We start from the raw sequence: 13,657 nt of genomic DNA on the forward strand, positions 1-13,657 counted from the left end.
GTCCGGTGCTCACGTCGGGTGGATGCGCAGTGCCTGGAGGTTGGCCAGTTCGTGGACGCCCCACCTGCCGAGTTCGCGCCCGTAGCCGCTGGCCTTGATGCCGCCGGTCGGGAGGCGCGGGTCGGTGGCGGAGATCGTGTTGACGAAGACGGACCCCGCGTGGATGCGCTCGCTCACGGACGCGGCGTGTTCGCTGTCGGTGCTCCACAGGCTGCTGCTGAGCCCGTAGCGTGAGGAGTTCGCGATGGCGACGAGCTCGTCGTCGTCCGCGCCGGTCGTCAGCGCGCCGAGCGGGCCGAACGTCTCCTCGGTCAGCAGGGCGGAGTCGTGCCCGTCCACTTCGACGATCGACGGCGGGAACCAGGCGCCCGCGGCGGGGTCGGGTGCGGTCGCCTGTGCGATCACCTTGGCTCCCTCCGCCAGGGCTCGGGCGCGCTGGTCACGGAGCGTGTCGCGCAGGTCGTGGCGGGCGAGCGGGCCGACGTCGACGGTCTCGTCCGTCGGGTCGCCGACTCTCAGCGCCTGGACGTGGGGGGTCAGTGCCTGCGCGAAGGCGTCACGTACGTCGCGGTGGACGAGGATGCGCTTGGCGGCGATGCAGCTCTGCCCGCTGTTGAGGAACCGGGATCGCACGGCCGCGGCGGCCGCGGCCGGGAGGTCGGCGTCGGCCAGGACGACGAATGGGTCGGACCCGCCGAGTTCCAGCACGCATTTCTTGATCTCGGCGCCGGCGCGCGCGGCGACGAGGGCGCCGACGCGATCGCTGCCGGTGAAGGTGACGGCGGCGATCCGGCGGTCGCCGATGAGGTTCGACGCCGTGGCCGCGTCGACCACGACGGTCTGCAGCACCCCCGTCCCGAACGCCTCGTGGAACGCCTCCTCGATCGCCAGGGCGTTGCCCGTGACGGAGTCGGCGTGCTTGAGCACGACGGTGTCGCCGGCGGCGATCGCGGGCAGCATCGCCCGGGTCACCTGCCACCAGGGGTAGTTCCACGGGAGGATGGCGAGGACGACGCCGATCGGCACGATGCGGACGATCGCGGTGTCGCCGTCCAGGTCGAACGTCTCCGGCCGCAGGATCTCGGGAAGCCGGTCGGCGTAGTAGCGGCAGGCGGTGACGCATTTGTCGATCTCCGCCCGTGCCTGCGTGATCGGCTTGCCCATCTCGAGCGTGATGAGTGCCGCGAACGTCTCTCGCCGCTCCGCCAGCACGGCGCCGAGCCGGCCGATCGCCGCGACGCGTTCTTCCGTACGTGATCGTCCCCAGGTGGAGGTCGCGGCGGTGTCGAGCACCCGATCGATTCCCTCGGGAGTGGTGTACGGGTGGAAGCCCAGTTCGTCGCCGGAGGCCGGGTTGACGGTGACGATGCCGCCCATGCCGCCCATGCCGCCGATGTCCCGGGTCACGCCGCGGCCTCGGCGACGGCATGCACCTCGCGGAGCCAGCGGGTGAAACGTCCCGTGAGCGAGACGGGGTCGATCAGCAGCTTCTCGATGTCTGGAGCGTTCCCTTCCTCGATCGTGGCGTACAGGAACGCCGGCCCCTCCACCGTGAGCAGTTCGGCGAAGGCGGCGCTCAGCCCGTCGGCGGTTCGCGCCGCGCGCGTGGTCCAGCCGGCCGCGTCGGCCAGGCGCCGCAGGTCGACCTTCGGTGAGTAGGTCGGCAGCGCCCCGGTGGACCCGTACACGCCGTTGTCGAGGAGGACGAGGAGCAGGTTGGGCGGCGCGAGGTAGCCGCCGGTCGGCAGCACGTTCGGGTTCATGAGCAGCGAGCCGTCCCCTTCGATGGCGACGACCTTGGGCGCCGACGGTTTCACGCTGAGCGCCAGCCCGGTCGCCACCGATCCCGCCAGGCCCATCGCGTCGAGGAGGTAGAGGTGGTTGTCGCTGTCCTTCACCGAGGCCAGCTCCCTGCTCGTCGCCGCGCAGGTCGCGATGACGGGATGCGAGCTCGTCAGCTCCGCCAGCACGCCGAGTGCTTCGATCCGCTTCATCAGGCGACCTTTCCGTCGGTGTTCCAGAAGGACCCGAGGACGACCACGGGCCGATATGTCATGACCGCGTGCCTGCCGGCCTCCTGCACGGTGTCGTGCCAGTCTCCGGGGCCGCTGGTCCTGTCCAGCTCGATGACGGGCAGCCCGACGGCGCGCAGGAGGGCCGGCACGGGCTGGCTGATGGAGTGGATCATCGAGTTGTACTCGCCGAGCCCTCCCCGGGTGTTGGCGAACACGAGCAGCGGCAGGTGGTAGGAGAGCGTGAACGTCGTCAGCGCCGTGAGCGCGTTCCCGAAGCCGTTGTCCTGCATGACCACGGTGCCGAGCCCGCCGGTGAACGCCACCGCCCCCATGACGCCGACCGCTTCCTCCTCCCGCGACAGCGGGGTGACGCGCGGCGAGACCCCGTTCGTGCCGCCGTCGTACGCGACCAGCGCGTTGATGACCGGCGCCACGGTCACAGACGGGATGTAGCCGACCCGGGTGGCGCCGGCCGCCCAGATGCCGTCGGCGACGGCTTGTGCGTATGTCATGGGTGTTCTTCCTCGGTTGTCGTGGATGCTGTTCCTCCGGGTGAGGAGGTGAGCGCGCGGGCGAGGACGGCCGGGTCGATGTTGCCACCGGACAGGACGGCGACCGCCCGCCCGTACCTGCCGGGATCGGCGAGCTGGGCGGCGACGCCGAGGGCTCCGCTGGGTTCCGCGACGAGACGGGCGTGACGGGCCAGGCTCGCCACGGCGGCGAGGATCTCGTCCTCGCTCACCGTGACGATCTCCTCGACGGTCGCCTGGATGATCGGGAAGGTGAGTTCGCCGACGATCGGCGTCCGCGTTCCGTCGGCGATCGTGCGGTGCGTGGCGCGGGCGTCCCAGGCGACCCGTCGTCCGCTCGCGAGCGAGTCGCGCGCGTCCGCGGCCAGTTCCGGCTCGACGCCGACCACGCGCGTGCGCGGGGACGAGGCCGCGATCGCGACGCCCACTCCCGAGATCAGCCCGCCGCCTCCGACCGGTACGAGCACGGTGTCGATGTCGTCCAGGTCTTCGAGCACTTCGAGGGCGAGCGTGCCCTGCCCGGCGATGACGTCGGCGTGGTCGAAGGGCGGGATCGTCGTCATCCCGCGCTCCGCCCGTACGGCGTCGGCGACGAGCTCTCTCCGGTCGCTGGGGACGAGGACGACTTCGGCTCCCAGCGTCCTGGTCGCCGCCACCTTGACCGCCGTCGCCGAGTCCGGCATGACGACCACGGCCGGGATGCCCGCCGCGCGTGCGGCCCAGGCGACCGCCTGCCCGTGGTTGCCGCTCGAATGCGTGACCACGCCGTGCGCGCGGGTCTCGGGGCGGAGCCGGGCGATCGCGTTCACGGCCCCGCGGAGTTTGAAGGCCCCGATCGGCTGGAGGCTCTCGGCCTTCAGCCACAGCTCTCCTGGCGTCCAGGGGGCGGGGAGCAAGGGCGTCCGTACGACGTGGCCGGTGATCCTGTCCCGTGCCGCGACGACGTCGCCGATCGTCACGGGGAGCTCGGGCCTCGGCCCGGTCGCGTCCTGAGGAGCGGCCCGCATTCAGGCTCCGCCCCGCGCGGCGATGGCGTCCAGCTCGATCCGGGCGCGGTAGGGCAGCTCCGCGACCGCGACGCAGGTACGGGCCGGCCGCGGTTCGGGAAGGATCTGCTCGTAGATGGCGTCCACGGTGGTGCGGTCGCCCATCGACGCCAGATAGACCGTGATCTTCACGACGTGCCGGAGGTCCAGCCCGGCCGAGGCCAGCCTGGCGCGCAGGTTCGCCAGGGCTTGGCGGGTCTCGTTCGCGACACCGCCCGCCACCAGTTCGCCGTCGGCGATGCCGAGCTGTCCTGAGAGGAAGACGAGTCCGGTCTCGGTCTCGCGCACAGGGCTGTAGGGGTGCCGCGCCTGTGAGGGGCTCGCCGGTGCGAGGTTGGTCATGCTCGATCTCCTAGGGGTGGTTGACGGGCACGCCCGTGACGAGGTGGCCGCGCATCCTGCGCACCAGGAAGGTCCCGGGGATGGCCGCGAGGACGAAGACGCAGCCCGCGACCGCGATGTAGGAGTGCACGCCGAGCGAGGAGTTCACGGTCTGCCCGTCGACCACGAGGTCCGTCGCGCCGAGGATCGCCGATCCGATGAAGCTCATCGTCACGGAGCCGACCGCGACCATGACCATGACCATGCTGGAGACGGTGCCCTGCCGCTCGCGCGGCGCCAGGATGGAGGCCAGGTTGAATCCCGAGGTGACCAGCGAGCCCGCCGTGAGGCTCAGCAGGAACGAGCAGACCACGGCGATCGGCAGATTTCCCGCGCCGACGAGGAACATCCCGAGGGAGGCGATCGTCCCCAGCGCCACGCCGACGGCCAGCGGCCAGGCGGGGCCCACGCGGGTGGCGATCGCGCCGGCCACGATGCCGCCGAGCATGATGCCGATCGACGGGATGCCGAACATCAGGCCGAGCGCCGCCGGTCCCGCGATCCCGTAGCCGAGTCCGTCGTCCGGGGAGACGTCGATGAGCAGGCTGAACAGCGCGAGCAGGCTGCGATAGGCGCCCGTTCCCATGACGACCACGAGGAGTCCGAGCCCGAGGGCCAGCGGGATGCCGCGGATGTCGATCACGGGCTCCGGGACGCGGCTCAGCACGACGAACCAGACGACCAGCGCCACGACCCCCGCGACGAGGACGACCAGCGGCACGAGTGCCAGCCAGCCGAGCTCATGCCCCAGACTGATGTACACCAGCACCCCCGCGAGCCCGCCGCCGAGCAGCAGCCCGCCCGCGACGTCGACCTTGCCCGGCGTCCTGAGCCGGGTTCGCGGGAGCACGGCGCGGACGAAGAGCGCGCCCACGACCGCGAACGTCGCGGAGACCACGAACACGAACTGCCAGCCGAAGGCCTCCGTGGCGACCTGCAGGATGAAGGGTGAGACGATGCCGAAGACCGCCGAGCCCGAGGTGACGACACCGGTCACGATCATGGAGAACGTGGGGGCGCAGAGGTCGCGGATGATCGCGACCGTGAGGAACAACGCCGCGACGGCGGCGCCCTGGAGGACCCGCCCAAGGACGAAGACGCCGATGTGCGGCGCGACCAGGCAGATCACCCCGCCCAGCCCGGCGACCAGCAGCGTGATCACGAGGACTTTGCGCTTGCCGTAGATGTCGGCGGACTTGCCGAGCAGCGGCGCCCACATCGCGCCCGCCAGCATCGCGCTGGAGTCGAGCCAGGCGAACTGGGTGGTGTCGAAGGCGTCGCGCAGTTGCGGAAGGACGAAGGTCGGCGCGGCGAGCACGGTGTCGACCATGACGTTCACCAGGACGAGGACGGCTACGTACCCGATCACCCGGCCGGTCCAGCCGGTGTGCAGATCGTCGGGTGCGGGCGTTCCCGCTATGGTGCTGGAGCTCATGTCCTGCATGAGCGTCTCCTTTCTGCGGAACACGCTGGGCTCAGGGGCGTGCCCCGGCGTGCGGTCCGTTCCGTCCGGCTGCTCGCGGCTCCGCAGGGGGGAGGGCGAGCCTGTGGATGACGCCCTGCTGGGCGACCAGGGCGATGTTCTCCGGCGCCGACAGCACGCCGATGTCCCGCAGGGGATCGCTCGCGCAGAGGACGAGGTCGGCGGCGTATCCGGTGCGCAGGGTCCCGAGCGTGTCCTCCACGCCGAGCAGCCGGGCGCCGGCCGACGTCGCCGCGCGGATGGCCTCCATCGGCGACATCCCCAGCTCCACCAGGCACGAGAGCTCGAAGAGGTTCTGCCCGTGCGGCGTGATCCCGGCATCCGTGCCCGCCGCGATGCGTACCTTGCGCGCGATGGCCTCGGCGAGGTTCTCCTTGGCCAGCTCGTTCCAGCGCAGCTTCTTCTGGTAGCGCCACGGCGTGGTCGTGCGCGGGTCCAGCGGCTGGAAGACGGCCGACAGGGTCGGCACGAGGAAGGCCCCCTTCTCCCCGATGAGGTCGCAGCCCTCGTCGTCGATGCCGAAGCCGTGCTCGACCGAGCGGACACCGCCGCGGATCGCGGCCAGGATGCCGGCTCGTCCCTGCGCGTGCGCGGCGACGGGGCGTCCGCCGTGGCGCCGCGCCTCGTCCACGACCGCCGCGATCTCCTCGTCGAGCAGGTCCTGGTCGTCGGGGTCGTCGTGCGCGCTGCTGATGCCGCCGCTCGTGCAGATCTTGATCACGTCGGCGCCGGACCGGAGCATCCGCCGCGCGGCCTTCCGTACGCCGGGCACGTCGTCGGCGAGCTCGCAGTAGTCCAGACCGAGGCTCCTGCCGCCGGGCAGGGTGTCGTCCGCGTGGCCGCCGGTGTGGCTGATGACGCCGACCGAGGTCTGCACGCGCGGCCCGGCCACCAGTCCCGTGGCGACGGCGTCGCGGAACGCGGCGGGAAGCCCGCCCAGATCCCGGACCGACGTGATCCCCGACGCGAGCGTGCGGCTCAGGCGTTCGGCGGTCCGGAGCGTCGCCAGGACGGGGTCCGTCAGCAGGGCGGTCTCCACGAGCGAACGGTCGGAGGGCAGGCCGAGGTGGGTGTGGCAGTCGAACAGCCCAGGCAGCAGCGTGCCGCCGCGGCCGTCGATCGCCCTGACGTCCGGGTGCGCCTCGGGGGCTCGGGCGGCGGGGCCCGCGTAGGTGATCCAGCCGTCGGCGTCGGACTCCAGGACGGCGTCGTCCACCACGTCATCGCCGACGCCGTCGATGAGCCGTACGTTCTCGACCCGCAGCGCGGCCCCGCCCCGTTCGAATGTCGCCTGTCCGAGTCCCACGCGCGCTGAACCCCCTCGTCCGGCCTGCGTTCTCACGCCGGCTGCCGGTTGTGTCGGTTCTCGTCACGGTAGGGTGATCCTGCGATTCGGCCGCGATATCGCAGGTAATCTCCATTGACTGCTTGATTCACGCAGGAAAGTTCGAGTGAGATGGCCGCTACGTCCTACGACGAGCTCGACGTCGCCATCGTCGACGCCGTGCGATCCGCGCCGCGCGCGAGCTGGCGGAGCCTCGGGGAGGTTCTCGGGGTCGACCCGGTGACCGTGAGCCGGCGCTGGGCGCGCATGGAGTCCGAGGGGGTCGCCTGGGTCGCCGCCCACCCCTCGGGACACGCGACCCCGGCGTGCGCGCTGGTGGAGATCGACTGCGCGCCGGGACGGACGACCGAGGTCGCGCGTACGCTCGCGGAGCACCCGCAGGCCGCCACCGTCAAGGTGACCGGCGGCGCACGAGACGTGCTCGTGCTGGCGCAGGCGCCCGACCTCGCCTCGCTCTCGGTCTATCTCCTCGACCTCGTGGGGCGGGTCCCCGGGATCGCGAAGATCCGCAGCCATGTGGTCACCCGGTCGATCCTGCAAGCGAGTGACTGGCGGGAAGGCGCGCTCGACCCGGAGCAGCGACGCCGGCTCGGCCCGGCCACGGAGCCGGGGTCAGCGAGGGCCGACGCCGTCGACCGGACCGACCTGCTTATCGTCCGCGCGCTGCACCTCGATGGGCGGATGTCGTTCGAACGGCTCGCCGAGCAGGTGGATCTCGGGCCGGTGTCGGTACGTCGCCGGCTGTCGCGCCTGCAGGAGGCGGGGCTCATCCGCTTCCGCTGCGACACCTCCCGGCATCTGTCCGGCCGGTCGGTCTCGGCGGTGTACTTCGGCTCCCTGGACGTCCAGGACATGCGGGCGGCGGAGAAGCGCATCCGTTCGCTGCCGGGGGTCCGGGCCTGCACGTTCGTCGCGGGGCCGTTCAACGTGACGGTCGACGCGTCCTTGCGGTCGGCGGCCGAGGTGCACGACCTCGAATGGCGCATGAGCCAGGAGTTGCCGGCCCTGCGCGTGCAGGACCGCTCCGTCGTGCTCAGCATGACCAAGCTGCTGGGCCGGGTCCTGGACGCGGAGGGACGATCCGTACGCGCCGTGCCGCTGGTGTTCGACGAGGGCGATCAGCCGTAGGCGCGCAGGAAGGCGTCCACCCCGTCGGCGATGATCGCCAGGATCTCCTCGACCTCGGCGTCCTTCCTGGTCTCGAGTGCCTCCAGCGCGAGGCTGAGTGTCAGGGCGGTGTAGTGCCGGGCCATCAGACGGGGGTTCGCGGCGCGGATCTTCCCCTGGTCCGCCAGCGCGGCGAAGCGTTCCTCCAGCATCAGGTCCGGACGGTCGCGCTCGGCCTCGGCCAGCTGCGGTATCGACCACCGTTGCGAGGTCAGCCGCCGGAAGGTCAGGTACGCGGGCGACGGGAACGTCTGCGTGACGATGCGCCGGCCGAAGGCGGTCAGCGCGTCGCGCAGGTCGCGGCCCGGGCTCAGCTCCTCGTCGATCGCGGCGCGTACGGTGTCGGCGAGCGTGTCGTTCACCCGCTCGAGCACGCGCAGGAAGATCGTCCCCTTCTCGCCGAAGTGGTCGTAGACGGTGCGCTTGGAGACCTGCGCCCGGGCCGCGATCGCGTCGACGCTCGTCCGCTCGTAGCCCTCGGCGATGAACAGGTCCTCCGCGGCATCCAGGATCGCCGCCTTCTTGCCCTCCGACCGTCGACGGCGTCCTGGCGTCTGAACCGCCGCTATACCCCTCGACATGATCTCAGCGTACGGCACCAGATGAAAGCACACTGACAAGTGTGCTTTTATGGGGATGCCCGCCGCATGCCCGGCGAGCGCACCCCGGCACCGCCCGCGGCGGTGCCCCTGCCGCATGGAGGTAGTGAGCATGGCATTCGATCCGGCAGACCACTGGGAGGGCTACCTCGCCCCGCCCGCCTTCGACGAGTACGCGGCCAGGTACGCGGACTTCTTCCGCATGAGGCGCGAGGACGGCATCATCGAGGTCCGCCTGCACACGGACGACGGCCCGTACGCCCACACCGCCGCCGCGCACAACGCGTGGCCGCGCGTGTGGCAGGAGATCGGCAACGACCCGGAGAACCACGTCCTGATCATCACCGGCACCGGCGGCAGATGGATGACGGGCGACCCCAAGGGGCTCAACCCCAAACCCGCCTCCGAGCTGGACCCGGACCACATCTACCAGCGCATGGCGGACGGCTGGAAGCTCATCGAGAGCTTCGTCAACAACATCGACATCCCGACGATCGCCGCCGTCAACGGTCCTGGCGTGCACACCGAGTTCGCGATGATGAGCGACATCACGCTCGCCGCGCCGGACGCCGACTTCATGGACCCGCACTTCTGGCTCGGCTCGCCGCCGGGAGACGGCCAGGGCATGGCCCTCCAGACGCTGATGGGCATCAAACGCGCCGCGTACTACATCTACGCCGCCAAGCCGATCCCGGCGGACAAGGCTCTTGAGTGGGGCATCGTCAACGATGTGCTCCCTCGCGAGCACCTCCTCGACCGCGCCTGGGAACTGGCCAGGTTCATCATGAAACGGCCGCGTTACACCAGGTGGGCCACTCACAACATCGTGTCCCGGCACTGGAGGAAGGTCGTCGCCGAGGACTTCGGCTTCCACATGGCGCACCAGATGCTCGCCAACGTCGCCAGCAAGTCCCGGGTGCCCGACCCGGACCTGCTGGCCGACTCCGAGGCCCGCAAGCTGTTCTGACCGGAAGCCCACGATCGGAGCCCTCCGCCATGCCCGACCCCTCGCAACCGCTTTCGCGCCTCCTCACGGACGCAGCCGGGCGACTCCGCCCCGAGTCGCCCTGGCTCGTGGTCGCCGCGGTGCCGGCACACCCGGCGCCGGCCGAGCTCCCCGCAACGAGCGGGGAGGACCTGCGGCGATGGCTCAGGCAGCACGTCGCGCACTGGCCGGCTCCCATCGCCATCGGCGCGGAGCCGCCACAACCACGCCCGGACGGCGCGCTGGCCTTCGCGCCGTCACGGCATCCGGGCCACCCGGCCGCCGGCGGGTACTACTGCGAGTTCCACCCGGACGGCTCCGCGCTCGCAGGACTGCAGGTGGGGACGCTGCGCGACAGCCCCGCCGACGGCCGCAAGGTCTGGGCGCTCGGTGAGGGCGCCGTCGCGTGGATCACCGTCGCGCTGGTGCGCCTCCTGGCGGCCAACGCCGCACGAGCCTTAGGGGAACGCGATGCCGAGCTCGCCCTCGAAGCGGCCCTCATCCTCGCTACGGACCCCGAACACGCGGCGCCGATAGAGGTGTGGAATCACGCCGGCACAACGTACGGCCCGGCGGGAGACCGCCGGCTCACCGGGGCCGCCTCCGCTCGCCACCTCGCCGACCTGGCGACATGCCTGTCACCCGCGCTCACGACGGCGGCACGACCGCTCATCGTCGATCTGCTGCGCCGGTTCGGGCTTTCCGGGTCACGCCACATCGACCCCGCCGGGGTCTTCCGGCGCGACCATTTCACCGGCTACGACCAGGAGATCCACGCGTGGGCCGACGCGATCGGCGTCCCCTCCCGCTCCGGCTGAGGCCGGACGGGTCGATGACGACGAATCCGTTTCGACGATGACATCGTCCTGGCGCCGTGAGGAACATCGGGTCCTCCCGGTGCCAGGTCGCGGTCCCGCTGAACCGGTCACCGGGCAGGAGATTCCCGACACCGGGCAGCGCGACGCCCCGGCGCTCCCCGGCGCGGAACGGCGCCGCGCCGATCGGCCACAGGGGCACGACCATGCTGCCGCCGATGTCCACCGCCAGACAGGACCGGTCGCGGACCCACGTCAGCCGCCCGTTGAAGGGCACGCGGGCGCCCTCCTGTGTGTCGTGCACGAGGATCTGCGGATCCGCGCCGACCATGCACACGGCGGCCCGGCACGCTGTCGTGGGCGGCGATGCGAGGACGGGCTGGGCCGGCGTGCCTGACCTGCTCGGCAAGAGGGCAAGGCCGACGAGCGTGGCGGCGAAGAACCACGACCTCATGGCTGCCTCCCCTGGCTGGGCTCCCCCGGGCGACACGGCCCGAGCCCGCCGGGCGCGAAGCGCCTGACGGGCGAGGGTCAAGGGGGTCCTACTCGTCCCCCTCCACCCGCATCACGCTGGCGATGGCCCGGACGATGTCGAGCTCCCGCAGCCCCTCCATGGTCGCCGTCAGGGCGGCGTCGGTGGCCCGGTGGGTGACGATGACGAGCTGGGCGTCGTCGCCGTGCCCTTCCTGCCTGACCGTCTGGATGGACACGTCGTGCTTGGCGAACAGCTCCGCCACCCGGGCCAGGACGCCCGGCTTGTCGGCCACGTCGAGGGCCACGTGGCAGCGCGTGACGGTCTCCCCCATGGGGTGGACGGTCAGCGAGGCGTAGGTGGACTCCTCGGGCCCGCGGGTGCCGGCCAGGCGGTTGCGGGCGACGGCGACGAGGTCGCCGAGGACGGCCGAGGCCGTGGGCGCGCCGCCGGCGCCCTTGCCGTAGAGCATGAGCTGCCCGGCCGACTCGGCCTCGACGAAGACCGCGTTGTACGCCTCCCGTACCCCGGCGAGGGGGTGGGTGCGCGGGATCATGGCCGGGTGGACGCGGACGCCGATGGAGCGGCCGTCGTCGGAGCGGGCGCAGATGGCCAGCAGTTTGATGACGTAGCCCATGGCCTTGGCGGAGGCGACGTCGGTGGCGGTGATCTCGGTGATGCCTTCGCGGTGCACCTGTTCGGCGGTGACGCGGCTGTGGAAGGCGAGCCCGGCGAGGATGGCGGCCTTGGCGGCGGCGTCGAAGCCTTCGACGTCGGCGGTGGGGTCGGCTTCGGCGTAGCCGAGGGTCTGGGCCTCTTCGAGGGCGTCGGTGAAGGACGCCCCGGTGGAGTCCATCTTGTCGAGGATGTAGTTGGTGGTGCCGTTGACGATGCCGAGGACGCGGTTGACGTGGTCGCCGGCGAGGGATTCGCGCAGCGGGCGCAGCAGCGGGATGGCGCCGGCGACGCTGGCTTCGAAGTACAGGTCGCCGTTGCCGGTGCGGGCGGCCTCGTGGAGGGCGGCGCCGTCCTCGGCGAGCAGCGCCTTGTTGGCGGTGACGACGGACTTGCCGCGGGACAGGGCGGCGATGATGAGGGAGCGGGCGGGTTCGATGCCGCCGATGACCTCGATGACGATGTCGATGTCGTCGCGCGTGACGAGGGCTTCGGCGTCGGTGGTGAGGAGGGCGGGGTCGACCTCGACGTCACGCTTGCGGCCGAGGCGGCGTACGGCGACGCCGGCGAGCTCCAGGGGGGCGCCGATGCGGGCGGTCAGGTCGTCACGCTGCTCGTGGATGAGCCTGATGACCTGGGAGCCGACGACGCCGCAGCCCAGCAGGGCCACCTTCAACGGTTTGCTCATAGTTGCCCCCTCAGCAGGTCGTCCTCGGTCTCGCCCCGTACGATCACCCGCGACTGCCCGCTGTTGACGGCGACGACGGCGGGCCTGGGCAGGTAGTTGTAGTTGCTGGCCAGCGACCGGCAGTAGGCGCCGGTGGCGGCGATCGCGATCAGGTCGCCGGGCGCGAGGTCGGCGGGCAGGTAGCAGTCGCGCACGATGATGTCGCCGCTCTCGCAGTGCTTGCCGACGATGCGGCTGAGCATGGGCTCGGCGCTGCTCTCGCGGCTGGCGAGCACGGCGGTGTACTCGGCGCCGTAGAGGGCCGTGCGCACGTTGTCGCTCATGCCGCCGTCGATGCTCACGTACGTGCGGAGCCCTTCGACGTTCTTGACGGTGCCGACCTCGTACAGGGTGATGCCGCCGGGGCCGACGACGGCGCGGCCGGGCTCGACGGTGAGGCGGGGGACGGGCAGGCCGGCGTCGGTGCAGACCTTGCGGACGATCTCGCGCAGGCCGTCGGCGATGCGCTTGACGTCGAGGGCCTCGTCGCCGTCGAGGTAGGCGATGCCGTAGCCGCCGCCGAGGTCGAGCTCGGGGAGCACGACGCCGTGCTCGTCCTTGATCTGGACGAGGAGGGTGGCCAGGCGGCGGGCGGCGACCTCGAACCCGGCCACGTCGACGATCTGGGAGCCGATGTGGGAGTGGAGGCCGACGAGCTCCAGCGACGGGAGCTGGAGGATGCGGCGGACGGCCTCGGCGGCGGCGCCGGCGTTGAGCGAGAGGCCGAACTTCTGGTCGTCGTGGGCGGTGGCGATGAACTCGTGGGTGTGGGCCTCGACCCCGGTGGTGACGCGGATCATCACCTTGGGGCGCAGGCCGCGCTGCTCGGCGAGGTAGCCGAGGCGGGCGATCTCCTCGAAGGAGTCGACGACGATGTGGCCGACTCCGGCGTCGAGGGCGCGGGTGAGCTCGGCCGCGGACTTGTTGTTGCCGTGCAGGGTGATGCGCTCGGCGGGGAAGCCGACGCTGAGGGCGACGGCGAGCTCGCCGCCGCTGGCCACGTCGAGGCCGAGCCCTTCGGCCTCCAGCCAGCGGACGATCTCCTTGCACAGGAAGGCCTTGCCGGCGTAGTGCACGTCGGAGCCCTGGAAGGCGGCCGCGTAGTCGCGCATGCGCGAGCGGACGTCCTCCTCGTCGAGGACGTAGAGGGGGGTGCCGTGCTCGCGGGCCAGGTCGCGTACGTCGGCGCCGCCGATCGTGAGCGCGCCATCGGTCCGGCTCGACGTTCGGGGCCAGATCGCGGGGTTGATCCGGTTGAGGTCGTCGGGCGCCAGCGGGGGGCGCTCGTGGGGCGGCGTCTCGGCGTGCCGGTCCCCGGCAGGATGGGCGAATCGACTCACCCGATCGAGGCTATCGGACCCGGTGTTCACCACGGACCCGATGCCCACGTATCGAGACGCGATCACCGCCCAAACGC

13 protein-coding genes are annotated in these 13,657 nt (G+C 71.5%); 3 read left to right on the plus strand and 10 right to left on the minus strand.

The window, feature by feature from the left end; genetic code table 11:
• Positions 1-9 precede the first annotated feature (9 nt).
• From ACWDXC_RS01360 to ACWDXC_RS01390, 7 genes are read right to left on the minus strand one after another with little or no spacing between them, the layout of a single operon-like run.
• Complete coding sequence (locus tag ACWDXC_RS01360; protein WP_449976782.1) at positions 10-1,407, minus strand: aldehyde dehydrogenase family protein; 1,398 nt, start codon at positions 1,405-1,407, stop codon at positions 10-12.
• Complete coding sequence (locus ACWDXC_RS01365) at positions 1,404-1,994, minus strand: thiamine pyrophosphate-dependent enzyme (protein WP_449976784.1); 591 nt, start codon at positions 1,992-1,994, stop codon at positions 1,404-1,406. Before ACWDXC_RS01365 ends, ACWDXC_RS01360 begins: the two co-directional genes overlap by 4 nt.
• The gene (locus ACWDXC_RS01370; RefSeq protein ID WP_357583717.1) at positions 1,994-2,527 is read right to left on the minus strand and encodes a hypothetical protein; all 534 of its coding nucleotides are present in this window, start codon (positions 2,525-2,527) and stop codon (positions 1,994-1,996) included. The genes ACWDXC_RS01365 and ACWDXC_RS01370 overlap by 1 nt, the downstream gene beginning before the upstream one ends.
• Positions 2,524-3,552, minus strand: a complete 1,029-nt coding sequence (locus tag ACWDXC_RS01375) for a threonine ammonia-lyase (protein ID WP_449976787.1) — start codon at positions 3,550-3,552, stop codon at positions 2,524-2,526. Before ACWDXC_RS01375 ends, ACWDXC_RS01370 begins: the two co-directional genes overlap by 4 nt.
• The gene (locus ACWDXC_RS01380) at positions 3,553-3,933 is read right to left on the minus strand and encodes a RidA family protein (RefSeq protein WP_449976790.1); all 381 of its coding nucleotides are present in this window, start codon (positions 3,931-3,933) and stop codon (positions 3,553-3,555) included.
• A gap of 10 nt (positions 3,934-3,943) precedes the next feature.
• Positions 3,944-5,416 (minus strand): MFS transporter, encoded by a 1,473-nt coding sequence (locus ACWDXC_RS01385; protein ID WP_449976793.1) that lies wholly within the window; start codon positions 5,414-5,416, stop codon positions 3,944-3,946.
• Positions 5,417-5,447: 31 nt separating this feature from the next.
• Positions 5,448-6,761, minus strand: coding sequence for a metal-dependent hydrolase family protein (locus ACWDXC_RS01390; RefSeq protein WP_449976796.1), 1,314 nt, complete (start codon positions 6,759-6,761; stop codon positions 5,448-5,450).
• Between the two features lie 150 nt (positions 6,762-6,911).
• On the opposite strand from ACWDXC_RS01390, the gene ACWDXC_RS01395 reads away from it, so the two are divergent.
• Positions 6,912-7,928: an Lrp/AsnC family transcriptional regulator gene (locus tag ACWDXC_RS01395; RefSeq protein WP_449976798.1), complete on the plus strand. Its 1,017-nt coding sequence runs from the start codon at positions 6,912-6,914 to the stop codon at positions 7,926-7,928.
• Here ACWDXC_RS01395 and ACWDXC_RS01400 read toward each other — a convergent pair.
• On the minus strand, positions 7,919-8,548 hold the full coding sequence (locus tag ACWDXC_RS01400; RefSeq protein ID WP_357583724.1) for a TetR/AcrR family transcriptional regulator: 630 nt from the start codon (positions 8,546-8,548) through the stop codon (positions 7,919-7,921). The genes ACWDXC_RS01395 and ACWDXC_RS01400 overlap by 10 nt on opposite strands.
• Before the next feature lie 130 nt (positions 8,549-8,678).
• Here ACWDXC_RS01400 and ACWDXC_RS01405 point away from each other — a divergent pair, with 130 nt between their 5' ends.
• Together ACWDXC_RS01405 and ACWDXC_RS01410 are read left to right on the plus strand one after the other, a co-directional pair.
• Entirely contained in the window at positions 8,679-9,533 is an 855-nt protein-coding gene (locus ACWDXC_RS01405; RefSeq protein WP_449976801.1) for an enoyl-CoA hydratase/isomerase family protein, read from the plus strand.
• Positions 9,534-9,652: 119 nt separating this feature from the next.
• Complete coding sequence (locus ACWDXC_RS01410; protein WP_449976803.1) at positions 9,653-10,369, plus strand: hypothetical protein; 717 nt, start codon at positions 9,653-9,655, stop codon at positions 10,367-10,369.
• A gap of 539 nt (positions 10,370-10,908) precedes the next feature.
• Here ACWDXC_RS01410 and ACWDXC_RS01415 read toward each other — a convergent pair.
• Positions 10,909-12,201 (minus strand): homoserine dehydrogenase, encoded by a 1,293-nt coding sequence (locus ACWDXC_RS01415; RefSeq protein ID WP_219505934.1) that lies wholly within the window; start codon positions 12,199-12,201, stop codon positions 10,909-10,911.
• Positions 12,198-13,580 (minus strand): diaminopimelate decarboxylase, encoded by a 1,383-nt coding sequence (lysA, locus tag ACWDXC_RS01420; protein ID WP_219505936.1) that lies wholly within the window; start codon positions 13,578-13,580, stop codon positions 12,198-12,200. The genes ACWDXC_RS01415 and lysA overlap by 4 nt, the downstream gene beginning before the upstream one ends.
• Positions 13,581-13,657 lie beyond the last annotated feature (77 nt).

The sequence above is a fragment of the Nonomuraea sp. NPDC003214 genome (assembly GCF_053590035.1).